Source organism: Roseateles flavus (assembly GCF_039872765.1).
Classification (GTDB): Bacteria; Pseudomonadota; Gammaproteobacteria; order Burkholderiales; family Burkholderiaceae_C; genus Roseateles_B; species Roseateles_B flavus.
The window spans coordinates 372,028-397,090 of the sequence record NZ_JBDPZC010000004.1; the positions used below are offsets into that span (position 1 = coordinate 372,028).

Annotated in this window: 19 protein-coding genes and 1 pseudogene; 6 read left to right on the forward strand and 14 right to left on the reverse strand. The window is 70.3% G+C overall.

From position 1 onward, the window contains the following. Positions 1-54 precede the first annotated feature (54 nt). The 3 genes and pseudogenes from ABDJ40_RS11435 to ABDJ40_RS11445 form a co-directional block, all read right to left on the reverse strand. Entirely contained in the window at positions 55-552 is a 498-nt protein-coding gene (locus ABDJ40_RS11435; RefSeq protein ID WP_347609758.1) for a BON domain-containing protein, read from the reverse strand. Positions 553-576: 24 nt separating this feature from the next. Continuing rightward, positions 577-1,092 carry a DUF1697 domain-containing protein gene (locus ABDJ40_RS11440; protein ID WP_269629988.1) on the reverse strand — a complete coding sequence of 172 codons (516 nt, stop codon included), beginning with the start codon at positions 1,090-1,092 and terminating at the stop codon, positions 577-579. Between the two features lie 141 nt (positions 1,093-1,233). Then, a pseudogene (locus tag ABDJ40_RS11445) lies at positions 1,234-1,515 on the reverse strand (antibiotic biosynthesis monooxygenase family protein); the annotation flags it as partial. A gap of 373 nt (positions 1,516-1,888) precedes the next feature. Between ABDJ40_RS11445 and ABDJ40_RS11450 the strand changes: the two are divergent. Then, positions 1,889-4,729: a TonB-dependent receptor domain-containing protein gene (locus tag ABDJ40_RS11450; RefSeq protein WP_347609761.1), complete on the forward strand. Its 2,841-nt coding sequence runs from the start codon at positions 1,889-1,891 to the stop codon at positions 4,727-4,729. Positions 4,730-4,822: 93 nt separating this feature from the next. On the opposite strand, the gene ABDJ40_RS11455 is transcribed toward ABDJ40_RS11450, so the two are convergent. Further along, the gene (locus ABDJ40_RS11455; protein WP_347609763.1) at positions 4,823-5,320 is read right to left on the reverse strand and encodes an energy transducer TonB; all 498 of its coding nucleotides are present in this window, start codon (positions 5,318-5,320) and stop codon (positions 4,823-4,825) included. 173 nt (positions 5,321-5,493) lie between these two features. Here ABDJ40_RS11455 and ABDJ40_RS11460 point away from each other — a divergent pair, with 173 nt between their 5' ends. Next, the gene (locus ABDJ40_RS11460; RefSeq protein ID WP_347609765.1) at positions 5,494-6,258 is read left to right on the forward strand and encodes an SDR family oxidoreductase; all 765 of its coding nucleotides are present in this window, start codon (positions 5,494-5,496) and stop codon (positions 6,256-6,258) included. 31 nt (positions 6,259-6,289) lie between these two features. Here the strand turns inward: ABDJ40_RS11460 and ABDJ40_RS11465 are convergent, their stop codons facing one another. From ABDJ40_RS11465 to ABDJ40_RS11495, 7 genes are all read right to left on the reverse strand, one after another. Then, positions 6,290-6,670, reverse strand: a complete 381-nt coding sequence (locus ABDJ40_RS11465; protein ID WP_347609767.1) for a VOC family protein — start codon at positions 6,668-6,670, stop codon at positions 6,290-6,292. A 321-nt stretch (positions 6,671-6,991) separates the two neighbouring features. Beyond that, on the reverse strand, positions 6,992-7,357 hold the full coding sequence (locus tag ABDJ40_RS11470; protein ID WP_347609769.1) for a peptidase associated/transthyretin-like domain-containing protein: 366 nt from the start codon (positions 7,355-7,357) through the stop codon (positions 6,992-6,994). Between the two features lie 123 nt (positions 7,358-7,480). Continuing rightward, positions 7,481-8,488: an ankyrin repeat domain-containing protein gene (locus tag ABDJ40_RS11475; protein WP_347609771.1), complete on the reverse strand. Its 1,008-nt coding sequence runs from the start codon at positions 8,486-8,488 to the stop codon at positions 7,481-7,483. A 5-nt stretch (positions 8,489-8,493) separates the two neighbouring features. Further along, a complete protein-coding gene (locus ABDJ40_RS11480; RefSeq protein WP_347609773.1) occupies positions 8,494-8,997 on the reverse strand; it encodes a DUF6265 family protein in 504 nt (167 codons plus the stop codon). Between the two features lie 45 nt (positions 8,998-9,042). Beyond that, positions 9,043-9,660 (reverse strand): DUF1877 family protein, encoded by a 618-nt coding sequence (locus ABDJ40_RS11485; RefSeq protein ID WP_347609775.1) that lies wholly within the window; start codon positions 9,658-9,660, stop codon positions 9,043-9,045. Between the two features lie 21 nt (positions 9,661-9,681). Continuing rightward, complete coding sequence (locus ABDJ40_RS11490) at positions 9,682-10,383, reverse strand: hypothetical protein (RefSeq protein ID WP_347609777.1); 702 nt, start codon at positions 10,381-10,383, stop codon at positions 9,682-9,684. A gap of 161 nt (positions 10,384-10,544) precedes the next feature. After that, a complete protein-coding gene (locus tag ABDJ40_RS11495; protein WP_347609779.1) occupies positions 10,545-11,354 on the reverse strand; it encodes a hypothetical protein in 810 nt (269 codons plus the stop codon). 29 nt (positions 11,355-11,383) lie between these two features. On the opposite strand from ABDJ40_RS11495, the gene ABDJ40_RS11500 reads away from it, so the two are divergent. Continuing rightward, positions 11,384-12,463: an integron integrase gene (locus ABDJ40_RS11500; protein WP_347609781.1), complete on the forward strand. Its 1,080-nt coding sequence runs from the start codon at positions 11,384-11,386 to the stop codon at positions 12,461-12,463. 281 nt (positions 12,464-12,744) lie between these two features. Here the strand turns inward: ABDJ40_RS11500 and ABDJ40_RS11505 are convergent, their stop codons facing one another. The 3 genes from ABDJ40_RS11505 to ABDJ40_RS11515 all read right to left on the reverse strand — a co-directional run bounded on the left by ABDJ40_RS11505 (position 12,745) and on the right by ABDJ40_RS11515 (position 19,568). After that, positions 12,745-16,425, reverse strand: coding sequence for an error-prone DNA polymerase (locus ABDJ40_RS11505; protein WP_430765636.1), 3,681 nt, complete (start codon positions 16,423-16,425; stop codon positions 12,745-12,747). 105 nt (positions 16,426-16,530) lie between these two features. Next, positions 16,531-18,027: a DNA polymerase Y family protein gene (locus ABDJ40_RS11510; protein WP_347609785.1), complete on the reverse strand. Its 1,497-nt coding sequence runs from the start codon at positions 18,025-18,027 to the stop codon at positions 16,531-16,533. A 977-nt stretch (positions 18,028-19,004) separates the two neighbouring features. After that, on the reverse strand, positions 19,005-19,568 hold the full coding sequence (locus ABDJ40_RS11515; RefSeq protein WP_347609787.1) for a hypothetical protein: 564 nt from the start codon (positions 19,566-19,568) through the stop codon (positions 19,005-19,007). A 1,354-nt stretch (positions 19,569-20,922) separates the two neighbouring features. Here ABDJ40_RS11515 and ABDJ40_RS11520 point away from each other — a divergent pair. The 3 genes from ABDJ40_RS11520 (at position 20,923) to ABDJ40_RS11530 (ending at position 25,020) form a co-directional block, all read left to right on the forward strand. After that, the gene (locus ABDJ40_RS11520) at positions 20,923-21,624 is read left to right on the forward strand and encodes a GNAT family N-acetyltransferase (RefSeq protein WP_347609789.1); all 702 of its coding nucleotides are present in this window, start codon (positions 20,923-20,925) and stop codon (positions 21,622-21,624) included. Positions 21,625-22,068: 444 nt separating this feature from the next. Continuing rightward, the gene (locus tag ABDJ40_RS11525) at positions 22,069-22,719 is read left to right on the forward strand and encodes a class I SAM-dependent methyltransferase (protein WP_347609792.1); all 651 of its coding nucleotides are present in this window, start codon (positions 22,069-22,071) and stop codon (positions 22,717-22,719) included. 258 nt (positions 22,720-22,977) lie between these two features. After that, positions 22,978-25,020, forward strand: a complete 2,043-nt coding sequence (locus ABDJ40_RS11530) for a sulfatase-like hydrolase/transferase (protein WP_347609794.1) — start codon at positions 22,978-22,980, stop codon at positions 25,018-25,020. Positions 25,021-25,063 lie beyond the last annotated feature (43 nt).

Sequence of the window (25,063 nt, forward strand, 5' to 3'; positions counted from 1 at the left end):
CCCGCTGCGCTTCGCTGCAAGAAGGGGCTTGGAGCCCCGCGCGCCTGCCGGACCTCAGCGGCCGGGGAAGACGCGATAGGGCGGTCGCTGGCCGGCCTGCAGGCGCAGCAGGGGGATCACCTGCTGCACATGGGGCAGGGCGCGCAGCCGGCGCTCCAGGGCCGCGGCCTGGGCCCCATCCCGCACGCAGCCCTCGGCATAGACGACCCGGCCCTGCACCGTGATCCACACGCTGCTGCCCGCCAGTGTCGCACCCAGGCTGGGGGCGGCCCGGAGCGCCTCGGCAATGCCCGCGTCATAGCGGTAGGCGCTGGACTGCGCACAGTCCGGCTCGCCGGCCAGCCAGCAGGTCGTGCCCTTCTCCGCCCGGCGGTGGGCCTGGGTGCGCCGTTCGGCCTCGCTGACACGCGGGCCGGCGGGCTCGGGGCAGCCGGCCTGGTCCCGGCTGAGGGCGAGGAAGGGATCGTCGAACCAGTTGCGCAGGGCCTCGCCCTCCGTGGGCTGCGCGCAGGTGGCGCCAGCCAGCAGGAGGCCCAGGAGCAGGCATGGCACGGGGCGCTTCATGGCGTCAGGCCTTCATGCCTTGAGGCACTTCTTCACCGTGTCCAGCGTGCGGGTGGTGATCTCGCGGCCGAAGAGCTGCTCCAGGCGCCGCATGAAGAGCGGGCCGTCCTCATGGGGCTGGTAGGCGCTGACGACCTGGGTCTCGCTGAGCGCCAGGATGCGCACGCCTTCCGCCACCAGGGGCAGGGCCGGCGGCGCCTCGGGCGGCTGGCGCAGGAAGGTGACGATGCGCTTGGCGTCCGCCGGCAGGGCGTGGCCGGCGAAGGGGTCGGCGTCCAGCCAGGCCTGCAGCTGGTCCTGGCGGCGCAGGATCACCGGGAAGTGCCGGCCCATGCCGGCCTCGATGACCTTCTCCAGGCGCTTCTCCAGCGTGGGCAGGGGCGTGGCACGAGCGTCGAAGACCACATTGCCGCTGGACAGCAGGGTGCGGACCTCGGTGTAGCCGGCGTCTTCCAGGCAGGCCTTGAGCACGGGCATCCTGGCGTTCTGCGGGCTGACGCCGCGCAGGAGGGCGATGTATCGGGGCATGAGTACTGTTCGGTGGGGGTGGCCACCGCGTCAGGTGGGTAGGGTCCGGTCGCGATCAAGGGGCGGGGGCGAAGTTGCAGGGCACGGGTGCCGGGACGCCCGCTGCGCGCTCAAGCCCCCCTGGGGCGCCGTGCAGGCCGGCACGGCCTCGTAGTGCAGCACGGTGGGGAAGGGCTCGTAGAAATGGTGCAGCAGGGCGCGCCACTGCTGGTACTCGGGCGACTGGCGGAAGCCCTGCTCATGGTGGGCCACGCTGTCCCAGCGCACGAGCAGCAGGTAGTGGTCGGGACGCTCCAGGCAGCGCTGCAGTTCGTGGCCGCGGTAGCCGGGCATGGCGGCGATCAGCGCCTGGGCCTGGGCGAAGGCCTTCTCGAACTCGGCCGAGCTGCCGGGGCGCAGCTGCAGCGGGGCGGTCTCCAGGATGCCGGGCGAGGCCGCACTCGCCGCGCCTTCGGGGGCCGCCAGGGCCGCAGGCCTTTCCGTGGGCGGGGTCGACAAGGTCTCCATCACACCTCCTTCAGTGAGCGGCCAGTGTGCCACCGACCCGCCCGAGCCCGCCGCGCGCGGGCGATTAGCACGGAGCCTCCCGGCCTGTCTTGCTGAAAACACCTATCCATCTTGTTAGTCGACATTCAATATATTACGAAAGCACAAACGATATACAAGATCGTCCCTGTGCAGCCAAGCCCAAGCCAAGGTCGGCGGAACCACCGGGACACGCAGGGCTCCAAGGCCGGGACCCCTCGTTCCGCCGCCCAACAACCGCTGCACCACGGGGTGCAACACAGGTGCAATCTTGAAAAAAAATCTGATCACGAAGGCCGTTCTCCTCTCGCTGGGGCTGGCCGCCACCGGAGGGGTGCTCGCCCAGGAAACGCTGGAGCGCGTGGAGGTCACGGGCTCTTCGATCAAGCGCATTGCCAACGAGGGCGCGCTGCCGGTACAGACACTCACCCGTGCCGACATCGAGCGCTCGGGCGCCCGCAATGTGGAGGACCTGATCCAGGCCCTGCCCGCCATGCAGGGCTTCCAGACGTCGTCCGCCTCCGTCAACGGGGACGGCCCCGGCGGCGTGCAGAACGCCTCGCTGCACAACATCGGCGCCTCCTACACCCTGGTGCTGCTCAATGGCCGCCGCCTGGCCGCCTACAACGCCGGTTCCGCGGTCAACCTCTCCAGCATCCCTCTGGCCGCCATCGAGCGGGTGGAAGTGCTGACGGACGGCGCCTCGGCCCTGTACGGCTCTGACGCCGTGGCCGGTGTCGTCAACTTCATCCTGAAGAAGAACCAGACCAACCTGGTGCTGGAGGCTGCCGTCTCGGTGCCGCAGAAGCAGGGCGGCCGCTCCAGCAGCGTCAACCTGAGCAAGGGCTTTGGCGACTATCCGGTCGACGGCTACAACGTGCTGCTGGCCTTTGCCCACGAGCGCCAGAACGAGCTCAATGCGGCCGACCGCGACTTCGCCAGGTCTGGCGTCGTGCCCTTCACGCATGAGGGCAAGGCCTACACGCTGTACGAGTCCGCCCGCAACACGGCGCCGTCCTCGGTGACCCTGGGCCTGAAGAACCCGATCACCGGCCCGGGCGGCAGCGCCATCAGCGCGCTGACCTTCTCGCCGGACTACCTCAAGAACGGCAAGTGCGGCCCCAACACCGTGCTGGCCACCGTGGGCCTGGACCAGGCCTGCCAGTTCGACTACGCCGCCACCGTGCAGCTGCAGCCCTCCACCAAGCGCGACAGCCTGTTCGCGTCGGGCACGGTCAAGATCAACGAGAACACCAGCGCCTTCTTCGAGGCCGTGGCCTCCAAGTTCGAGCTGAAGGAGCGCCATGCGCCGGTGGCCCAGGCCATCGGGCTGAGCCTCAGCGACCCGCTGTACGCCGCCAACGTCCAGCCCTACCTGGCCAAGCTGGGCATCGACCCCGCCAACGTCAGCAAGGCCACGACCAACAACCGTTTCAGCGACGCCGGCGGCCGCTCGGACCTCTTCAAGACCGATGCACGCCACCTGGCCGTGGGCGTGGAAGGCGTCTTCCGCGACTTCGACTACAGCGCCAGCTATGTGCACTCCACCAGCCGCGCCGACACCTACTACGACGGCGGCTACCTGCGCCAGAGCTGCTACAACGCGCTGCTGGACAGCGGCAAGTTCAACCCCTTCGCGCCGGTGGGCGGCAATGCCAGCGCCTTCGCCCCTTGCATCCTGAAGGAGCGCAACGACAGCACCCGCACCGCGCTGGACACGGTGGGCGCGCGCATGTCCGGCGAGCTGTTCCGCATGCCCGCAGGCCCGGCCATGCTGGGCGCCGGCGGCGACCTGACGCGCCGGAAGTACGACTACGACCCCAGCGGCCTGGCCATGGGCCCCAATGCCCTGCACAGTGGCACCGACACGGCCTTCGGGCGCGGCACCGGCGCCCTGCCCATCGAGGCCAGCCGCCGCAACTGGGGCCTCTTCGCCGAGCTGGCCCTGCCGCTCACCAAGACCCTGGAGACCACGGCCGCGCTGCGCTATGACGACTACAGCGCCGTGCAGAACAACATCGTGCTGGACGACCAGGGCAAGCTCGCAGCACCGGCCAAGCAGGGCAATGCCAACAGCAAGGCGACCTACAAGCTGGCCTTCAAGTTCCAGCCGCAGGACACCGTGCTGGTCCGCGGTTCCTACGGCACGGGCTTCAAAGTGCCGGAGATGGACCTGATCACCCAGGCCATCTCGGGCGGCACCAACACCAGCGGCTCCTATCCTTGCCCGGTCAAGGCACCGGACCCGCGGGCCGTCAATTGCGAGGGCACGACGCAGTACGACCTGCTCAGCGGTGGCAATCCGCTGTCGGGCGCCAACGGCCTGAAGCCGGAGGAGTCCCGCAACATGACCCTGGGTCTCAAGGTCGAGCCCGTCAAGGGCCTCAGCGCCGGCCTGGACTACTGGGCGGTCAAGATGAAGCACCAGATCGTCGCGCTCCCCGAGACCCTGGTCTTCGGCAACCCCACGGCCTATGACAGCCTGATCCGCACCGTCTACGACCCGGCCCGGGGCTCGGACAAGCTGGCTGTGCTGCTGCCCAGCTACAACCTCGGCAGCTCGCGCTTCAGCGGCGTGGACTGGGAGCTGGCCTATGCCCGCAAGCTCGAAGGCCTGGGCCGCCTGGCGCTGAGCTGGTCGGGCACCTACATGCTCAAGTCGGAGATTGACGACGGCGCGGGCACGGTGGAGAACTCGGTGGGCCGCTTCTCCGCCTACAACACCGTGACCTTCCGCGTGATCCAGCGCGCCAGCGCCACGCTGAGCCATGGCATGTTCCGCCACACCGCCACCTGGAACTGGCGCAGCGGCTACCACGACAAGGAGCAGTCCGCCGCGGACGGCAAGGTGCGCGTGGTCAATGCCGACGGCAGCCTGGGCGCCTACGCCACGGTGATCCGTGACGTGGAGTCCTATGGCACGCTGGACTGGCAGACCCGCATGCAGCTGCTGAAGTCCACCGCACTGACCGTGGGCATCCGCAATGTGCTGGACCAGACGCCGCCCTTCTCGCTGCGCACCTCCGGCGGCGGCAACCAGATCGGCTTTGATGCGCGCTATGCCAACCCGCTGGGCCGCACCTTCTACGTGAACGCCAGCTACAAGTACTGATCCCAGGACAGGCCAGCAAGGCCTGCAGAGGAAGAGGAGCGTCGGGGCCCCGGGCAGTGTGCTGCCCGGGGCCTTGTCGTTTCCACGACGGGCTCAGCGCCGCGGCGGACGCCTGGGCTGGACGGACTCGACCGAGCCCTCGATGCCGATCCAGAGATAGACCGGAATGGGCTTGCCCTCCCAGGTGGCCGGGGCGAAGCGCCACTGGCGGATGTAGGGGAAGAGCTGGCTCTTCTCGCAGGCATCGCCCTCGACGGGCACATGGTGGGAATGCACGCCGGCCACGCGGCCGTCGGCCTCGATCAGGGCCTCGTACTCGCCCACGGGCTTGCGGGCCAGGCAGCGGGCATCCTGGGGCGCAACGATGGTCAGGGCCACGGGCGGGATGAAGCCCGGCTCCCCGATCTTCGGCGGCCCGTCAAAGGCCGAGCTGCCCACGGGGTGGAAGCTCAGCGCGAAGCCGGGGCGGTCTGCGGCCCGGGCGCCCTGCACGGCGCACAGCAGCAGTGCAAGGCCCAGCAAGGCCGCAGGGCCTTGACCGGTGCGGGAAGCGGCCGGCCGGGCCGCGGGGCTTGAGCGTGCGTGCAACATCCGGGAGCTCCTGTCGATGCCGAAGGCGGCTGCGTCAGCCCAGGAGGAGGGGCGCGGGCCTGGCCGGGGATGATAGCCGCCCGATTCCCTGCCCCGGTCGCAAGAAACGGAATGCGCCGGGCGAGGCCCGCGGCGAGCATGGCCTGCCTCAATCAAGATCAAAGGAGTGAACGATGGCACGTCTGGCAGGCAAGGTGGCCCTGGTGACCGGGGCGAGTTCGGGCATAGGCCGGGCCGCGGCCCTGGCCATGGCCGGGGAGGGCGCGCGCCTGGTGCTGGGAGCGCGCAGCCGGGAGCGGCTGGAGGCCGTGGCCGAGCAGATCCGCCGTACCGGCGGGCAGGCCCATGCCCTGGCCGGCGATGTGCAGGACGAGGCCTATGCGCAGGCTCTGGTCGACCAGGCGGTGTCGGCCTTCGGCGGCCTGGACATCGCCTTCAACAACGCCGGCACCCTGGGCGCGATGGGCGAGAGCCCCGCGATCACCCGCGAGGCCTGGGACGAGACCCTGGCCATCAACCTCAGCAGCGCCTTCCTGGCGGCCAAGCACCAGGTCCCAGCGATGCTGAGGCGGGGGAAGGGCTCGGTGATCTTCACCTCGACCTTCGTCGGCTACACGGTGGGCTTCCCCGGCATGGCGGCCTATGCTGCGAGCAAGTCCGGCCTGCTGGGCCTGACGCAGGCGCTGGCCGCGGAGTTCGGCGGGCAGGGCATTCGCGTCAACGCCCTCCTGCCCGGCGGCACGGACACGCCCATGGGCCGGCAGCTCGCGGACACCGAGGACAAGCGCCGGCATGTCGGCAGCCTGCACGCGCTGAAGCGCCTGGCGACACCCGAGGAAATCGCCGGCACCGTGCTGTACCTGGCCTCGGAGGCCTCCTCCTTCACCACGGGCACGGCCCTGCTGGTCGACGGCGGGATGTCCATCACGCGGACCTAGGACCTGTTCATGCGGCGCCCGCCCCAGGCCTTCAGGCGGCCCCCCGCTCGTGGAACACGGCCTCGATGTTGTGCCCGTCCGGGCCGATGACGAAGGCGGCGTAGTAGCCCGCGTGGTAGTGCGGGCGCAGGCCGGGCGGGCCGTTGTCCCGGCCACCGGCGGCGAGCGCCGCGCGGTAGAAGGCGTCGACCTGCTCGCGGCTGGCGGCGCTGAAGGCCAGGTGCAGGGGCGCCGGCTTGTCATGGCTCAGATGCAGGCACAGCGAGGCCTCGCTGCCCGCCTGGCACAGTTCGATCCCGTAGCTGGGAACGCCCTCGCCGACGGCGGCAATGCCCAGCGGCGCGAGGGCCTGAAGGAAGAAGGCCTTGCTGGCCTCGTAGTCGCTGACACCGAACTTGACGTGGTCGAACATGGGGTCTCCTTGCAAGAAGGGCTGGGCTGGGCTGGGCGCCGCTGGCCGGGGAGCTTGCGGCCGAGGTCGTCATCCCGGCTCATCTGCCAGACGCCCGCCTCCATGAGCGGGCGCGAGGGGCCCGAGCCGCCCCGGCCCCTGTCCCTGTCCATGCGGCAGGCCTGCCTGGGGGTGAGCTTGGGATCGTCCGTGAACATCAGGTCGCCGATGGAGTCGGTGGCGCAGCCGCGCTCGAGCACATGGAGATGCATGGGCTCGGGCACGTCTTCTCCCGGGTAGCTGCCGGGCCGGATGGTGCCGAAGGTGTAGCGCCCCGCGGCATCAGACTGCACCCAGACCCGCCGGCAGGGCCGCCTGCACCCAGGCGCGCAAGCGGCCCTGTCGACGGGTCTCGAAGTCCGGGGCTCCTGCCGGCCCGGGGTACAGGTCCCGGCTGTCGGTCTGGTAGGCACAGATCACCGCGCCCGCCTGCGCCTCGCCCTTGCGGTTGAACACGCGGCCGGTGATGACCATGGGCGCGCCCGGCTCGTCGGCCGGGGCGATGCGGGCCGGGGCGCCCAGTTGCGCTGGCATGCCGACGAACACGGACTCGCAGCCCTCGCAAGGCAGGCCGGCCACGGGCGCCCCCTGGCCCTGCGCCAGCCCGGGGGCGGCGGCCCACAGCATCCTCACGGCGAGGTGTCTCAAGGGGCCTCCTGGATCAAGAGCTCGTGGAAAGATGGGGCGGCGGTCCCGCCCAGGGAGGGTCAGGTCTTGCGTGCCTCGCTCCGGCTGCAGACCCGCCAGCCTTTGCAGACAGGTCGTGCGAGCCTAGGCCGCCAAGCCGGCCCGGCGCAGCAGCCAGCGGCCGAAGCTCTGGCGGGCGGGCGCGGCGGGCGGGTCTTCCTGCACGCCCATCGCCAGCAGGCGCTGCTCCACGCCGGCCAGGCCGGCCCGGCGGGCCGCCTGCAGCGGCGTGGCGCCGTCAAACTCGGAACGCAGCCGAGGGTCGGCGCCCTGTTCGAGCAGGTACAGCGCTACCGCCTCCTGCCCGGCCAGGATGCAGGCCACCAGCGGCGTGCCGAGGAACTCCGGATGGGCGTAGTTGAGGTCCACCCCGTTGCGGGTGTGATAGCCGACCAGGGCCAGATCCCCGCTGCAGGCCGCGTGGAACAGCTCCTTCCAGTTTCCTCCGGACATGGCGTCTCCCTTGTGTTGGCACTTGTGCTGACTTTGCGCAGAGTCTTGCGCTGGACAGCCACCGGTCATGGGCCGCAGGGCAGGCGGTGGGTGCCAGGTCTTGCCCGCGTGACGGCGAACCCGACGTTCGCCGCAGCGCAGGATGCCAGAAGCGGGGTGGCGGGCGCAAGCACCTGCCGTGCGCGGTGCCGGCCGGAGGGCGCCGGTCCTCAGCCCTGCCTGCTTGGCCTGCAGCGCCGGTGCCCGGGCGGGCCCCATGCCTGCGCCCTGCAGGTTCAATGGGCGCTCCACGAGGGCCCCATGGGTTCTCCTGCCGGGCGGCGTCGCGAACGATGCCCGCAAGCGCCGGCACAGCGCCCTGCCGGTCAGCACGGCACCATCCAGGCCAAAGGCCAGCAGGCCCAGCAGGGCGATGCCAAGGGGCGCGCCGTCGTTGCCATCCCCGGCGTTCTCGCAGGCCGGGTACAGCAGGGCACAGCTGAAGGGGCATTGCAGTGTGGACGTGAGGCAGCCCGTCAGGGCCAGCAGGCCGAGCTGCAGGCACAGCACCGTCGCCAGCGCCAGGCGCAGGTGGCGCCGGGGGGCGAGGGCCAGGGCAGCGGGCGCCAGCAGGGTCGCCGTGAGGAGGTGGAGCTGCACGGGGCTCAGGGCTGGCTGGCGGCAGCCTCGCAGGCCACCCGCGAGAAGGCGAACTCGATCCGGCGCGGTGCCCCGTTGCGCAGGCCCTCGATGCTGGCGAGCAGCCGCGAATCCTCCTGCCGTGCGTAGGCGATGCGCTGTGGGAAATCGTGCGTCGGATTCTCGAAGACGGCCTCCCGAGGGCCGCTGCTCAGCAGGCGGAATACCGTCGCAGGCCTGCCCGAGGGCTGGGGCATCAGCGCCAGGGTGCCGTCCGGCAGCTGCCGCAGCTGCATGAACTCGAACTCCACGGTCTTGCCCTGCCTGACGGTCCGGCTCATGCCCAGCATGGTGCCGCCCGCCGGCGCCAGCCAGTGCTCCACCGTGCCGGCCTCGCCGGCATGCCCGCGCCAGCATCCGGCCAGCCAGGCCATGTCATCGACGGACTGCGCCCGGGCGGGGCAGGAGGTGCAGACGCCGGCCAGGGCCAGCGCGGCGAGGGCGATCGGTCGAATGAAGGTGGGTGGCATGGGGTCTTCCTGCGTGCTTGGGCTCCCAGGTGCGGGCCGGCCCGGCTAGCTGTAGCAGATCACGGCGGCCAGCCCCTGTGCGGCGGCCTGCCGCATGAAGCCGTGGAGGTCTCGGAAATTCTCCAGCAGATAGGCCTGGCTGTCTGCATCCCGGCGGCGCCAGAGCTCACCGAGATAGACCTCCTTGAAGTCCGAGCCCTGAAGCTGGCGCAGCAGGCTGCCCTCGTCAATGCCCTGAAGCGCCGCGGCATAGCGGGCGAGGGTGCCGCTGTCGACGGCGAGGGCCGGGCCGTAGCCCACCTCGATGCGGCCGATGGCGCCGTCGCCGGCGAAGAAGTCCGGCGCATCCGGGGCGCAGCGGCCGATGCAGTGGCGCAGGCCGTCCCAGGACTTGTCGAGGTCCAGCATGCCCAGGGCTGGGGCGGGGAGATCCGGCACGGGCACGGCCGGCGTGGCGGGCGCCCGGCTGCGGCCCTGTGGGCGCCAGGGCAGCTGCAGCCGCTGCAGCCGCTGCCGCCAGGAGACCTTCTGCAGGCGCGCAAGCTCTGAGAGATAGGGCTGCGCGTCCTCAGGCTCCAGCAGCCGCCAGACCAGGGGCGGGTCGGCGCGCAGCTGCGCCAGCTGCTGGGAGGCGAGTGGGTAGATGCTGCAGCAGATGCCCATGGTGTGCCGGTTCCTTCGGGGTCAGTCCTTGCTGACGCCGGCTGCCGTGGGCAGGCCGGCGGTGGGAGGTGTCAGATCTCGCGATGGCGCATCGTCCATGCCCGGGACCCGCCGCCCGGTCCGTGCGCCGGCCGTGCCGCCCGGGCCTTCGCAGAAGGCCTTGAGGCCGGCGAGCCGCTTCGCGACGACCCGGGAGAAGTACAGCGCCGCCAGCGGCTCGATCAAGCGGCGGAGCGGGCGGGGTGCGGCGACGAGCGTGTAGCGGAACCGTGCCAGCGTGATGTCCGCCGACTGCGCCTGGAAGACCCAGGAGCCGGCGAACTTCGACAGGAACCACGGGCCCTGGACCATCTTCACCGCGGCGCGGGTCGGCGGCTGGAGCTGCACGAAGGCCACCCGCATGCCCATGCCCAGCTTCGAGCGGATGAGGACCTGGCTGCCGACGGCGACCTCGCCAGCCGCCCCAGCAGGTCCTGCCGATTCAGCAGGTCCAGTAGATCCAGTAGATCCAGCAGGTCCCGCTGCTCCAGCTGTTTCAGCTGCTTCAGCTGCTTCAGCTGTTTCAGCCGATCCAGCCGATCCAGCCGATCCAGCCGACGCCGCGACGAGCTCGATGCGTTCAGGAAAGGGGTCCCACTCATAGCGCACCGCATAGTCCTGTGAGATGCGATAGACCTCCGCGATGGGCGCGGCAATGAGCGTGCTGTGTTCGATCAGGGCCATGTGCAACTCAGCGCTGACGGCCGCCGCCGGCCCGGGAACGCAGACCATCAGGGCTGATGCGGTCCGGAATCTTGGCGCAGGGCAGGCCGGCCAGCGCCAGCGAGCGCATGGACCGCACAGGTCGGCCAGGTCGGCCAGGTCGTTCAGCGCGCATCATCCGCTCAGGCCGCGCTCAGCGCCCTCTGCAGGGGAGGCGCCATCATCAGCAGGGCGGCTGCGAGCATCAGCACCCGCTGGACCCCGACCGGGCACAAGGCCAGATGCTGGCTCGAGGGCATGGGGCTGTTGAAGCCTTCGGTCAGGATGAGGGGCGCCAGAAATCCCAGGGCCGACATCAGCAGACAAGCCAGGATGGGCAGCAGGTGGATGGCCGTCCCTTCGATGTGGAAATTGAGCACGTGGACCGGCAGGAAGGCCAGGAGCAGTCCGCCGCAGAGCAGCCGGTGCTTCAGGCCCTGTCGCACAGCGGGACCCAGATTTGATGGGTTCATGGTCTTCTCCTCCCAGGCATGCGTGCCGCCCTCGGGCATGCCGGTGATCTTCTTGGTGCCGGTCCGGCGCAGCAGCGTCGCTGACACCATGCGGCGAGGCGGGCAGGGCGATGGGGTCAGTCTAATGCCTGCCATCACATGAGAGAGGGTTGAAGGGGCGCTGAGCGCATCCTCCGGGGGTGTTCGAGATGGCGTCGGTGCAGGCAGCCGCTGCCAGCAAGACGCGCACGGGAGGCTGGGCATCTGCCAGAACAGGTTCTCCACGAAGGCCACGTCGATGCACTGGAGAAGCTCCGGGCTGCCGGTCGCCCTCACACCGGTGGAGAAGCACTGAATGCCTGAAGAATAGTCTTTCAAAGGAGCGCCTTTTCTGCTTGCCGGATTGAGGTCACGGACTGTGGCATTGATAAGTGGCCGGGCCATCGTCAGGAAAGGGGGCGCTTCCGTTGGAGGGTGGGCCCATCGGATGGTGGATGCCACGGCTTCTTATGCTGACTAGATTCCGCCGGATGGAATCTAACCATTGCAAGGTCGCCGCCGAGTCCCAGAGCGTCGAGGGCCCGTCCCCCCGTGAGGCCTCGTCCCGGGCTCGCCGCTTTCCCCTGCACCTGGGCCGGCAGCAGGCCAGCCCTGCCATGCAGGCGCTGGACCAGATGCGCGAGACGCTGCGTCTGCGCCACTACGCCTTTCGCACCGAGCGGGCCTATGTGGACTGGGCCCGCCGCTTCATCCTCTTCCATGGCCAGCGCCATCCCGCCGAGCTGGATGCCAGGGCGGTGGCGGCCTTCCTGACGCATCTGGCCCTGGAGCGCAAGGCCGCCCCGTCCACGCAATACCAGGCCCGAGCGGCGCTGATCTTTCTGTACGGGCAGGTGCTCAGGCTTGAGGCCCCCTGGCTCAGTGAGCTGGTGCGGGATCAGGCTCGGCAGCGCCTGCCCATGGCCCTGTCGACCTCCGAGGTGCAGGCCCTGCTGGGCGAGCTGCATGGTCTGTTCGGGCTCATTGCTGCCCTGCTTTATGGCAGTGGGCTGCGTCTGCGGGAGGCCCTCAGGCTGCGGGTGCAGGACCTGGATTTCAGCCGCCGCGAGCTGCTCGTGCGCGAAGACCCTTCGGGCAGGGACCGCCTCACGATCATGCCGGAGGCGCTGGTGCCCGCCCTGCAGGCCCAGCTCAGCCAGGTGCAGGCCCTGCATGAGCAGGACCTGGCCGCCGGCTATGGCCAGGTTCCCCTGCCCCAGGTGCTGGCCGCCAGTCACCCCACGGCCTCTCGCTCCCTGGGGTGGCAGTGGGTGTTCCCCGGCAGCCGGCTGCTGGTCGAGTCCCGCAGTGGCGAGGTGCGCCGCCATCCGGTGCTGGAAGGCGCGGTGCAGCGTGCCATCGCCCATGCGGCCCGGCGGGCCGGCATCCCCACGCCCTGCTCCTCACATGCGCTGCGCCATGCCTTCGCCCTGCACCGGCTGCAGGCCGGTCATGATGTCCGCAGCGTCCAGGCGCTCCTGGGCCATCGAGATGTCCGGACCACCCTGGTCTACACCCATGTGCTGGCCACGGCAGGGCAGGAGGCCGGCGATTGCAAGGCCTCGCCATGATCCCCTCGGCGATCGCCTCCCAGCCTGCTGGTGCCATGACCCTTTTTGCCGTTGATGTCGGTGCCGATGTCGATGTCGATGTCGATGAGGCTGTTGCCGCTGCCGCTGCCGCCGCTGCCGCTGCAGGTGCAGGTGCAGGTGCAGGTGCAGGTGCAGGTGCAGGTGCAGGTGCAGGTGCAGGTGCAGGCCCTGATGTCGTTGCCACCGGCAGCGCTCCCCCGCGCGTCGGGGATGCCTGGCCTGTCCCTGCGTCCCCGGGGCGGCCCCGACCGGGCACGGCGCTATCGGAAATCCCGGCTCCCCGCTTCGTCTGCCATGCGCCCCAGCCAGGGGCTGAGGTCCTCGAAGCTCTCGGCCAGCAGGTTGCAGATGCCCTCGCGACTGCGCTGCCATCGGCCGTGCACGGCCAGCAGCCGGGCAGCCAGGATGGTGCTGCGATGCCGGGCATAGACATCTGCCCAGACGATGACCTGAATGCTGCCGTGCTCGTCTTCCAGGCTGACGAAGAGCGTGCCCTTTGCGGTCTGGGGCTTCTGGCGCACCGTCACCAGGCCGCCGGTACGGACCCGCCGGCCATTGGGCACCTGGGCCAACTGGGCCGAGCTGCGCAGGCCATGCGCCTGCAGGCGATCGCGCAGCAGGGCCAGAGGATGGCGGCGCAGGCTCAGGCCCAGGGAGCGGTAGTCCCACAGCAGCTCCTCACCCTCGGGGGCCAGGTTCAGCTGCAGGGGCGGCTCATGGATGGGGGCGTCCTGCAGCAGGGCCGGGGTGCGCCCCTGTGCGCTCGCTTCCCAGATCTGCTGACGGCGGTGGCCGGCCAGGCTGTGCAGGGCGTCGGCCGCGGCCAGCAGCTGCATCTCGCGCGCATCCAGGCGCGCCCGCAGGGCCAGGTCTTGCGCATCGCAATAAGGTGCGGGCGCTTGAGGTATTGGCGGCACTGGCGGCACTGGCGGCGAAGGGGAGGCCCCCGGTCCCGGGGCGGCCACCCCCTGGCCGCGGGCATGCCAGGCAGGGGTGGCCGCCGGCACTGCCCACCCTTCCCGGCAGGCCACGATGCGCCGCCCCGTCTCCTCACTGAGCCCGTACACCAGGCGCAGGCCCAGGCGCACGGCGGGCTGGGGGCGGGTGTGTTCGAAGGGGCGGGTGCGGTCCTGCGCGAGCGGGGGCGCCTCGCCCTGCATCCAGCTGCGCTCGCGCTCACCGGCACGAGGGGTGGTTTCCAGGCTGCAGTCCCAGTCACTCAGGTTCACATCTGCCGCCCGCACCTCGACGCCATGGCGCCGCGCATCCTGCACCAGCTGCGCCGGCGTGTAGAAACCCAGGGGCTGCGAGTTGAGCAGGGCACACAGAAAGACCGCCGGCTCATGCCTCTTGAACCAGCAGCTGGCATAGGTCAGCAGGGCGAAGCTCGCTGCATGCGACTCCGGAAAGCCGTAGGACGCAAACCCCTGGATCTGACGAAAGATGGCCTCGGCGAACTCGTCCTCATAGCCCCGCGCCCGCATGCCGCTCAGGATGCGCGCATGGAATTGAGCCAGGTCGCCGGGGCGCTTCCAGGCTGCCATGGCGCGCCGCAGCTGATCCGCCTCACCTGGCGTGAACCCCGCGGCGATCATGGCCACCTGCATCACCTGCTCCTGGAAGATGGGGATTCCATAGGTGCGCTCCAGGGCTTCCTTCAGGGCCTCCTTCGGATAGCGGATGCCATCCTTGCCCTTGCGACGGTTCTCAAGATAGGGGTGAACCATGCCGCCCTCGATGGGCCCGGGTCGCACGATGGCCACCTCCACCACCAGGTCGTAGAAGCAGCGTGGCCTCAGGCGCGGAAGCATGGACATCTGGGCCCGGCTCTCGATCTGGAAAGTGCCGACGGTGTCAGCCTTGCAGATCATGTCGTAGGTGGCCTCGTCACCCTCGGGGATGCGGGCCAGCTCCAGCGGGTGGTCGCTGTACTCCTCGCGCAAGCCATTGACCAGCGCGAAGCAGCGGCGCAGGGCCGAGAGCATGCCCAGGGCCAGCACATCCACCTTGAGCAGGTTGAGGGCATCGAGGTCGTCCTTGTCCCACTCGATGACGCTGCGACCGGGCATGGTGGCGTTCTCGATGGGCACCAGACGCGAGAGCCGGCCCTGCGTCAGCACGAAGCCGCCCACGTGCTGGCTCAGGTGGCGGGGCATGCCCATCAGCTGCCGGGCCAGCACGATCAGCTGACGAAGGGGCAGCTCCTGCACGAGGTCCCGGCCCTGGCGCTCCAGGATCTCCCGCTGCAGGGCCTGCAGCCTGTCTTCGGGCAGTATCTCCTGGACCCAGCCGGAATGGTCCTTGGCCAGGCGCTCGACCAGGGCCTCCTCAATGCCCAGGGCACGGCCCACATCGCGCAGGGCGCTGCGGGCGCGGTAGCGGATCACCACAGCGGTCAGCGCGGCGCGGTCCCGGCCGTAGCGCTCATAGAGGTACTGGATGACTTCCTCGCGGCGCTCGTGCTCGAAGTCGACGTCGATGTCCGGCGGCTCGTTGCGCTCGCGGCTGATGAAGCGGCCGAAGAGGAGCTTGCCGCGCTCGGGGCCGATGCTGGTGATGTACAGGCTGTAGCAGACCAGGCTGTTGGCTGCCGAGCCCCGGCCCTGGCAGAGGATCTTGCGGGAGCGGGCAAAGCGGACGATGTCCGCCACGGTGAGGAAGTAGTGCTCATAACCCAGCTCGCAGATGAGGGTCAGCTCGTCCTCGATGGTCTGGCGGTGCTCGGGCGGCACGCCCTGGGGCCAGCGCCTGTGCATGCCGTCGTAGGTCATCTTGCGCAGCCAGCTCTGGGCCGTATAGCCGGCCGGCACCACTTCTTCGGGGTACTGGTAACGCAGCTCGTCCAGCGAAAAATGACACAGGGAGGCGATCTGCAGGGTCTCCGCCAGGGTGTCGGCCGGGTAGATCTGGCCCAGGCGCAGGCGGCTGCGCAGATGGCGCTCCGCCTGCGGCTGGAGGGATCCTCCGCAGGCATGCAGGGGGCGGTTGAGCCGCGTGGCCGTCATCACGTCCTGCAGGGGCTTGCGGGAGCGCACATGGAAATGCACGTCGCCGCAAGCCGCCAGGGGCAGGGCCAGGTGCTCGCTCATCTCGCGCAGCAGCTGCAGCCAGGCCTCGTCGGACAGCTCGCGCAGCAGACACAGGCCCAGCCACAGCTGGCCCGGCGCGCAGGCAGCCTGCAGGGCACTGGCCTGCTCGATCAGTTCGTCGGGCGCCTCCAGTCGGCGGTCCGGCAGCAGCAGGGCCAGACAGCCGCCAAGCTGTCCGCTCGCCAGGGCTTCCCGCAGCAGCGGCCAGTCCAGGCGGTAGCGGCCCTTGACAGGAGAGGCCCTGCGCAGCCGGGTGATGAACTCGCTGAGCTGCCCATAGCCTTCACGGTGGCGGGCCAGCAGCACCAGTTGGAAGCCGGGTTCCGGGTCTTCTCCCGGCGCAGGGGGATGTCCTCCGATCGCAGAGGCGGACGGCCGGGCGTCTTCGTCCTGCTCCGCCTGCTCTGCCTTCGCGCCCGGCTGTTCATCGGTCTGTGCGCCGCTCTGTGCGCCGCTCTGTGCACTGCTCTGGGGGCGCGCCTGCCCACTCCGCTGTGCACGCTCCTGCGCTGCCCCCGGCCATCTCACCCGAAACTGGCTGCCGATGATCAGCTGCACCACCTCCAGCTCGGGGTCCAGCTCCGGCGCCTCCTCGCGGAGCTGGCCGACGAGCTTCTTCAGCGCCACATGGGCCCGGACCACGCCGGCCAGCGAGCATTCGTCCGCCAGCGCCAGGGCGCGATAGCCCAGCTGCTGGGCGCGCAGCACCAGCTCCTCGGGGTCCGAGGCGCCGCGCAGAAAGCTGAAGTTGCTCAGGCATTGCAGCTCGGCATAGCCTGGCAGCACGCGTGCTCCGGGCCGAGCCTCACCCGAGCGTCCCGCGGTGCCTGGTGTGTGGGTGCCCTGCAGCATGCGCTGCAGGGCCGGCGGCAGAGGGCGCTGGGACTTGTGGCTGCCCGGAGGGTGGGCGCCGTCCTCTTCGTGCGCATGAGGGATGGGTGGCATGGCAGGTGCACCTCAGGCAAAGAGGCCTTGCAGATACCAGTGCATCGTGGCGTCCGGATCCTCCTGGGCGAGCTTGCCGGCGCCGGCCGAGCGCGAGGCCAGGCCTTCCCGCGTACGAAAGATCCACAGCAGCTGGCCTTGGGGATTGCGGGCCAGGTAGTAGTCCCGCTGGACCTGAGGGGCAGGGCTGCCGCGCTCAGGGAGCAGGGCCTGGCCCGGCCAGCCCCACCAGCCACTTTCCACCCGCTGCGGGCCCAGCAGCAGCTGCAGTTCCCCCTGGTAGAAGGGGCGCTCCTGCGAGCTCGACAGGCGCAAGGGAGGGTCCAGCAGCCAGCTGGGCTGGGGGCCCGGCCAGGCGGACGCCGGGCTGCCCAGCATGCCCGCGCTGCCAGCGGCACCGCTCCTGCCGGGCAAGGGCGTCCGGCCTGTCCCGGACGCCTTGTCCGGGGTCGTCGGGGCGGTCGGGGCAGTGGGGGCTTCGCCCCAGGGAATCCAGGCCTGCATGGCTTCGGGGCGGGCATCGGCCTGCAGCCGGCTCTGACAGACCTGGCTTGGTCCCAATCGCACGGCGCAGCGCTGAAGCAGCAGGCTCAGGGGCTCGCGGGCAGGAGCGCGGGCGTGCTCATCCAGGCGCAGGGCGGCATTGGGCGGCCGCAAGGGCTCGATGTGCTCCGCCCAGAGCCGCAATTCAGCCACAGGGGCAGGCAGGGTCAGCCGGGCCAGATGCTCGCGCAGAAGGCCTTGCAGATGCTCGAAGCTGCGGGTGAGCTCGGCGCTGCGCAGGAGCAGCTCGCCACCGGGTGGGCAGTCGCGGGCCCGCATGGCGTCATGCTGCCAGCCCAGGCGCAGGCTGCTCAGACCGGCGTGATGGCCGCTGAGCCAGGCGCAGCAGCTGCGCAGAAGGCTTTCGGCATGCGGCATCAGGGCGGGGGCGTCGTCCAGGCGCCAGGGCAGCTCCAGCCGGGCCTCGAAACGTTCGGGCAGCCGGACCCAGTCATGGGCCTGCTGCAGATCGCCATAGGCCCGGTCCAGGGCCAGCAGCAGCTCTGCCCCGAAGCGCCGCGCCAGGCCGGCCCGTGGCAGGCGCCGGACATCCCCCAGGCGCCGGCATCCCAGCCGCGCCAGCATGGGCGACTGCGCCTGCACGGCGCTGAGGCAGGACAGGGGCAGGGCATCCAGCAAGGGATGCAGCGGGCGTGTCAGGCCATTGCGCCGCCCGCCGCGCAGCAAGGCCAGGGCCGCGAGGGCGTTGGGCGCCCAGGCCATGGCTGGGAGCTCGGGGGGCAAGGCAGCAGGGGCGGCAGCGCCGGAAGTGGCGGAGGCGCCGGAAGGGGTGGAAGCCGCAGGTGGAGCGGCAGGCAGCAAACCCAGGGCTCGACCCTCGCGCTGGATGCGCTCATGCAGGTTTCGCAAGCCGCCGAACAGGCGCAAGCAGCTGGACACCTCCAGCAGCACCGCCTCCTCCAGCAGGCAGACCCGGGGGGTGAACTGCAGCGCCCACCAGGCCAACTGCTGTTGCGGGCTGGGTGGCCTGGCATGTGCCTGCGCGGCCTCTCCCCATGGCGTGACCGCCTGTGGAGAGCTGGTCCGCAGAGCTCCGGTTTGCGGAGCTTCGGTCAATGGCGTGACGGCCTGCAAGGGGGGCGCCTGCACGGGGTCGGCGAGGGGCCGCAGGGCCAGCCAGTGCGGGGTTCTGGAGGTCGGCGTCGCCTGAGGGCGAGGCATCAAGCCAGGGCCGATCAGGCTGGGGCGGGCCGTCGGGCACGCCAGGGCGCCCTTGGCGACCTGCGCAGCAGGCCTCTCAGATACAAGCCCTGTGCCGCAGCCCGGCAGGTGAGCCTGCAAGGGAGGCTCACCACCTTCGCCTCGCGCATCAGGCTTGCCCCTCAGGCGCCCGAGCGGCGAGGGGGCAGGGACTCTCGCCGTGCTGCACGCAGCAGGCACGGCCTCTGCGCTGCACGCATCAGGCACAGGCCCTGTGCCGCAGCCGGGAAAGTGAGCCTGCCCGCGCCCCTCCAAACCTTTGTCCTGCATACCCGGCCTGCCCCCCTGGCGCCTGCCTGGCGAATGGCTCGAGGCGCCTGCGGCGCGGTGTGCGCCAGGTGAGGGCGTCTCAACGCTGCCTGGCGGATGGGGCTGCCCATGGGCCCTCACCTCTTCGCCTTGCGCATCCGACCCGACCTCCTGGCGCCCGTGCCGCGAGTGCTCCAGCGCTCTTTCTGCGCAGCGCGCATCAGGCACGAGCCTCGCATGGCAGCCCGCATGGCAGCCGGCATGGCCGTTCGTGTCGCAGCCCGCATCGCCACCCGTGCCACAACCCGTGCCATAACCCGTGCCATAACCCATGCCACAACTCACGCCACAACTCATGCCTCCGCCCCTATCGCAGCTCGCACCGCAGCTCGCACCGCGGCCCGGCGAGCGAGCAAATGGGGCTTCTCCGCCCGGCGTGGCAGGCCGAGGTTCTTGGGAGAGGCTGGGCGGGCTCATGTTTCCACCTCTGGCGTCGACGATCGGGTCAGCGACGAGAGGGGGCCCTTTGCTTGCTGCGGCCAGGCTGGCTCGGTGGCATGGGAGGGGAGCTCGGCGTACTTCTGGGTAGATGTCGGGGCAGATGTCTGGGCGGCTGTTTGGGCAACCGTTTGGGCAACCGTTTGGGCGGTTGTTCGGGCGGTTGTTCGGGCAGCCGGCAGGACGGCCGGCTGGAGCGGTGCCACGCCCTGGCGCAAGCGGGCTGGCAGGCTCTGCTGCAGGCGTGGAGGCAGGCTGTGCAGTTGCAGGGGCTGGATCATGGCCGGTCCGCGGCGTTTGATCAGCAAGACCTCCAGCAAGCCTGGGGCCAACCCCCGCGAGGCGGCAGGCTGGCTCAGGCGCAGGCGCAGAGGGGCCGCGGAAGATTGGGTCGCAGCACTGTCTGGACGCATCAGGAAGATGGGCACGGGCGAGTTCAGGGCCGCAGCCTGCAGGCGCCGGATCTGCTCGGGCTGGGCACCGTCCAGCCAGACCAGCACCGCGCCGGCCGCCTGGGACTTGATGGCCTGCTCGGCCACCCACAGGGCCTGGTGCAGCGCCTGCTGAGCCTTCGGAGACCTGATGGGTGACCTCCCGCGCAGCCCCCCCTGCGGCGGGTTCTGCCGCGAGCTTGCTTGCGGGTTCAGTGGAGAGCCCCGTTGCGAGTTCGGAGGCGAACCTCGTTGCGAGCCCAGTTGCGGGCTCCGGGGCGAGTTCAGGTGCGAGTTCAGGTGCGCGCTCTGCTGCGATCTCTGCAGTGCCGCCTGCTGCACTCCCGAAGGCATCCTTTGACGCTGCGCTTCGTGCAGCGTCTCACGCCACTCCACAAGGGGCCCATCAGGGGCCCCTTGTGGTGCCGCCTGCTGTGTCCCTTGCTGTGCCCCTGGATGGACATCCCGGAGGGGCCCTTGACGGGTCTCTTGACGTGTCCCTTGATGCACCCCCTCAGAGGCTCGCTGACCTGCTCGATGCTGCGCTCCTTGATGGGCTCCCTGGCGCACTCCTTGGTGCACTCCCTGGCGCATCCCCAGGTGCATCTCCAGGTGCATCTCCTGAGGCTCTCCCAGCCGCTGCCCTCCTTGGCCCAGGAGGCTCCCCGTGCCGATGTCGCCCGCCCCGGCGCCCTCCGGCTCGGGGGTGGTCTTGATCCACACCCACTGTGCGGCTTCGAGGCCCAGGTCCAGCAGGCCGGGACCATGGGGCACGAAGGGGGGCGCGATCAACAGGATGGGGGGCATCGACGAGGAGCTGCTGCCGTTGAAGTGGCTGCTCCCGGATCCGCTGCGGGAGGCACTGCTGCCGTTGGAGCCACTGCCCTTGGCGCGGCCTCCCTGTGTGCGGCCATCGGGGGCGCACCTGCCCAGGGTGTCTGCGCCTGTGGGGTCGCCGGGGAGCTCGCCGGCCGGGGCGGCAGCAAAAAGCCTGCGCAGCGCCGGGGCCAGCAGGCGCCATTCGGCATGCTGGCCGGCAGGCTGCAGGATTTCGCACAGGGACTGGCTGGGCCAGCCACCGCCAGGCAACTCGGCATCCAGGGCCGCAAAGCCGCTGCTGAAGGTGCGGCTCTGGCAGCGCCCCAGGCTGCCCGCCTGCCACAGCCGCCCGTCCCGTAGCAGCGGATGGTCCAGCAGGGCGGCGCGGGCGGGGGAGGGCGGGGCGGCAGACATGGGGGAGGCAAGCAATACTGTATAAAAAACCAGTATAGAAGCTGGCGGCAGGATGTCCAGATGGGCGCGCTTGTACGCAAGGCGTACTGAGCAGGACCAATCCCCCAAGAATTTGGGGGATTGAAGTCCTGGGTTGCCCACCGGGAAAGGGGCAGACTTGCATAATCAGGGAAAACCCGAAAAGGCTGGAGGGGGGACTGAAGCCATGACTCAGCCCAAGGATTTCTGCGTGTCCACTGCCGTTCCTGCCGTTCCCGCTGCCTGGGCTGCGGCCCCTGTTGCCGCAGCCGCGCCTGCCACCCGGGCTCAGCCGGGGGGCGATTTTTCATTGGGCGGCCCGGCGTCCCTGGCCTCGCTGGGGCCGGCGGAGCGCCTGACCGAGCGGCTCTGGCTGCGTGCCCCCGAGGCGGCCGATCTGCCCGCCCTGCATGAATTCCATGCGGATCCAGCCACCCATCGCTACAACCCGGCCGGCTGCCTGCACGCGCTGGCCGACATGGAGGCCGAACTGGAGCGCTGGCTGCTGCACTGGCAGCACCACGGCTTCGGCTACTGGCTGGTCTGCCGGCGCGAGCGGCCGCAGGAGGTCCTGGGCGTTGGCGGCATCATGCGCAAGCGCATCGATGGCCAGCAGGCGATGAATCTGCACTTCCGCTTCCGTCCCCAGGCCTGGGGGCAGGGCTATGCGGCCGAAACCTCCTGCGCCGCCCTGGCCCTGGCTTTTGAGCAGCTGCATGAGGCCGAGGTGCTGTCCGTGGTGCGGCCAGCCAACCAGCCTGCACGCCGGACCCTGGAGCGAGCCGGCCTTCGCCTCATCGGCGCCTGGGGGGACGTGCCCGGCCAGGCGGCCAGCCTGATCTACGAGATGAACGAGGGCTGCTACCTGGAGCAGCGCGCCGCCGGACATTGCTGCAAGCCCCGGGACCGCTAGCCTCCTCGCCCGGGCGTGCGCAAGGCCCCGCACGGACAGGCCGCAGAATTCTCATGGCGCCTCGCCTCGCCTCGCCTGCGCCTGCGCCTGCGCCTGCAGCGCGAGCGGGCAACCGGCGCGAGCGCGCAGCAGGCAGAACGCCTTTCGACAAGCGACAGGCCCCCCATACGGCCCTACGGGAACGGGCACGCTGCCTTCAGCGCGCGAGCACGGGCACGAGGACGGGCATGCAGCAGTCAGACAGCTGGCAGCACATGATCAGCGCTGAGCTGGACTTGGACTTGGACTTGGACTGGCCATGAGCATGAGCATGAGCGGGCGCCTGACGCTGGACCGCAGCTTGCAGATGGCAGGCAGCGCATGCGCAGTCAGCAGTCAGCGAACGAAGCACAACGCACAACGCACGGGACCGGTGAGGCCCCGCCCTGAGGGAGGAGAGCAAGCATGAGTCACGCCTCGGCCGAGATGCAGGCCTACTACGCCGGCCGCGCGCCCTACTACGACGCCGTCTACCTGAAGCCGGAACGGGCCGCGGACATCGCCTACCTGCGCCAGCACTTGCCGGAACGCCTCGGGGGGCGCTCGCTGCTGGAGATCGCCTGTGGCACGGGCTACTGGACGCAAGACCTGGCCCCCGCGGCGCTGCGCATGGTGGCCACGGACTACACCGCCGAGCCGCTGTCCTTCGCACGCCAGCGCCCGGGCGTGGAGGCGGTGCAGTTCGAGCGGGCCGACGCCTACGCGCTGCCCGCGCACCTGGGGCAGTTCGATGCCGCCTTTGCCGGCCTGTGGTTCTCCCACGTGCCGGTGGAGGCACGCGAGGCCTTTGTGGCCTCCCTGCACGGGCGGCTGAATGCCGGCGCCCGCGTGCTCTGGATCGACAACCACGAGCGCCAGTGCCAGGACTTCCCCATCGCCGAGACCGACGCCCGGGGCAACACTTACCAGCACCGCCCGCTGCGCGATGGCAGCGTGCATCGCGTGCTGAAGAACTTCCCCACGCAGGCGGAGCTCCAGGCCCTGGTGGCCGGCGTGGCCCGCCATACCCGCTACCAGCGCCTCGACAATTTCTGGCTTTTTGAATACGAGCTGTGAGGGCGTTTGCTTCTTTGTGCCAAGGGGTTAATGCCAGGGCTCAAAAGCGGGCCTGCCCCTCGCGTCGCGCTGCACATGGACGTACCCTGCGCGCCGGGCTGGGCCGATCGGCTCACGGTCACAGGCCGGAGCCCTGAGGGCCCCCTCGCGCGGGCTGCGTGAGCCGGCCGTCCCAACAGGACGGTCGGGCAAGCGCATGGCCGCGGGGCCGGCTGGGCCCGGGAGGCGCCACCCCGGCGGCCGTGATCGAGCGTTTCTATGTGGATGTCCAAGCTGGCCGCGAGCTTTCGCTGGCGTAGTTTCCTGGCCTATGCCGGGGCGTTCTTCCTCGCAGGCCTGGGATGGCTGCTGTTCAAGCACCTGCAGCTCCAGCACCTCACGGGGCTCAAGCTGCTGGCGCGGGTGCTGCACCGGCAGGTCGAGGACTTCAGCCCCTGGGAGGTGCTGGGCCTCTATGGCGCCGACATCGCCTGGGGCCTGCTGCTGATTCCGCTGCTGGCGGGTGTCATGGCGGCCCAGCGGCAGCTGCCGGGCCTGCGCCCCGTGCTGGCGGCGCTGCTGCTGGCCTATGTGATGCTGCTGCACGCCGACATGGCGGCCTTCGCCAACGTGAGCACCCTGCTCAACTGGGACATGATTGCCGAGGCCCTGGCCTGGGCCCGGGACGATCCCGACATCATCCAGTACTACGTGACCCCACGCACCTGGCTGAAGATCCTCGCCAGCACGGCGGGTCTCATGCTGCTCCTGCTGTGGCTGGACAGCGGGCGCTGGCGCTGGCCGCCCCGCCTGCGCAGGCGCTCGGCGGCCTGGGCGGCCACCAGCATGGCGATCGGGCTGTCGATGGCCGTGCTGCTGGCCTTTCTGCAGCCGGTGACGGCCTACCCTCAATCAGCAGCAGCCCTGGCACGGGCCCTCTCGGCCATGCTGCCGGACCCGCAGATGCATCAGTACCGGGGGCACAGCCAGGCGCAGCTGCAGGAGGACTTCTGTGCCATGGTGGATGCACCCTGCATGGAGGAAGCGGCTGAGGCGGGGCGCGCGCGGACCCCTCTGCCAGCCCTGCCTGCAGTCCATCCCCAGGCCGACTCGACGGCACGTTCGCCACCCCCCGCGCCGGCCAATGCGCCTGTCGCGGCGCGCGACGTGATCCTCTTCATCATGGAAACGGCCCCGGCCGAATTCTTCGACCTGCAGGCGCTGATGGCCGAGGACCCGCTGCTGCGCAACTGGTCCCGCCAGGCCTGGCTGGCCCGCCGCCATTACGCCAGCTACCCCTACACCAGCGACGCCACCTTCTCTTTGCTGTCGGCCTTGTATCCCGAGGGGCGCCGGCAGTGGCTGAAGTGCCGTGAGTCCCAGGCCCTGGGCTGGGTCGACGAGCTGCGCAGGGCCGGCTACGCCACCCGGCACTATGCCCCTGCGCCGGACAGCTTCGAGAGCGACGGCCTGATGCTCGAACGCCTGGGCCTGGGCACGCGCTACATCGCCGCGAACGAGGCCGGCAGCCAGGCGCGAGCGCAGGAGCGGCTGGTGCGCATCCAGCGCCGCATCTTTGCTGGCAGCGTGGCCTCCCTGCCAGCCAAGGCGATCCTGGACCAGCAGGCCCTGGAGCAGCTGCTGCAGGACATGAAGGCCTGGCGGGGCCAGGGCCGGCCCTACGTGGCCGTGTTCGCGCCGCAGATCGGCCACGGACCCTGGCCGGACCTGCTGGCGCGTCCCGGCCCGGTGAGCCTGGCGGAGCGGGCGCAGGCGCTGGGGCGGCTGCAGATGGCCTGGCTGCATGAGATCGTCGCGCAGCTGCAGCAGGCCGGGCGTCTGCAACAGACGCTGCTGCTGGTGACCGGCGACCACGGCCTGCGGACGCAGGCGGAATACGAGGGCATCCCCGCGGGCTGGCTGGCGGGCGTGTCCAGCCGCGTGCCCCTGCTGATCTACGACGGCGGCCGCGAGCTGCCCTTCGATGCCGGGCGCGTGAGCTCGCACATCGACATCGGGCCGACTGTGATGCGGCGCCTGGGCCGCCTCAGCCCGCAGGCCTATGTGGAAGGGCTGCCGCTGGACGCCGAGGGTCTGGCCCGGCGCAAGACCTTCATGCAGGGCGTGGGCTATCTGGGCGCCGAGCTGATGCACCAGCAGGGCCAGTTCCTGGCGCATGCGCCCCTGCGCAAGGCCTGCATGAGCGCGCGGCGGGATGATCTGGGCGATGGCGAGGTGCAGCCCTATGCGCGCTGCCAGGAGGTCTTCGAGCCCTTGAAGGCCTTGCGCCTGGAAGCCATGCGTCGCCTGTGCGTCCGGTGAGCTTTGGTGATGTCAGGCGAGGGGCGGTGACGTCCTTGTGTGG

Bases quoted from the DNA above. Each gene is read 5' to 3' on its own strand.
- ABDJ40_RS11440 (WP_269629988.1), bottom strand. From the start codon at position 1,092: ATGCCCCGATACATCGCCCTCCTGCGCGGCGTCAGCCCGCAGAACGCC.
- ABDJ40_RS11455 (WP_347609763.1), bottom strand. From the start codon at position 5,320: ATGTTGCACGCACGCTCAAGCCCCGCGGCCCGGCCGGCCGCTTCCCGC.
- ABDJ40_RS11460 (WP_347609765.1), top strand. From the start codon at position 5,494: ATGGCACGTCTGGCAGGCAAGGTGGCCCTGGTGACCGGGGCGAGTTCG.
- ABDJ40_RS11465 (WP_347609767.1), bottom strand. From the start codon at position 6,670: ATGTTCGACCACGTCAAGTTCGGTGTCAGCGACTACGAGGCCAGCAAG.
- ABDJ40_RS11480 (WP_347609773.1), bottom strand. From the start codon at position 8,997: ATGCCACCCACCTTCATTCGACCGATCGCCCTCGCCGCGCTGGCCCTG.
- ABDJ40_RS11485 (WP_347609775.1), bottom strand. From the start codon at position 9,660: ATGGGCATCTGCTGCAGCATCTACCCACTCGCCTCCCAGCAGCTGGCG.
- ABDJ40_RS11490 (WP_347609777.1), bottom strand. From the start codon at position 10,383: ATGGCCCTGATCGAACACAGCACGCTCATTGCCGCGCCCATCGCGGAG.
- ABDJ40_RS11500 (WP_347609781.1), top strand. From the start codon at position 11,384: ATGGAATCTAACCATTGCAAGGTCGCCGCCGAGTCCCAGAGCGTCGAG.
- ABDJ40_RS11505 (WP_430765636.1), bottom strand. From the start codon at position 16,425: ATGCTGCAGGGCACCCACACACCAGGCACCGCGGGACGCTCGGGTGAG.
- ABDJ40_RS11525 (WP_347609792.1), top strand. From the start codon at position 22,069: ATGAGTCACGCCTCGGCCGAGATGCAGGCCTACTACGCCGGCCGCGCG.
- ABDJ40_RS11530 (WP_347609794.1), top strand. From the start codon at position 22,978: ATGTGGATGTCCAAGCTGGCCGCGAGCTTTCGCTGGCGTAGTTTCCTG.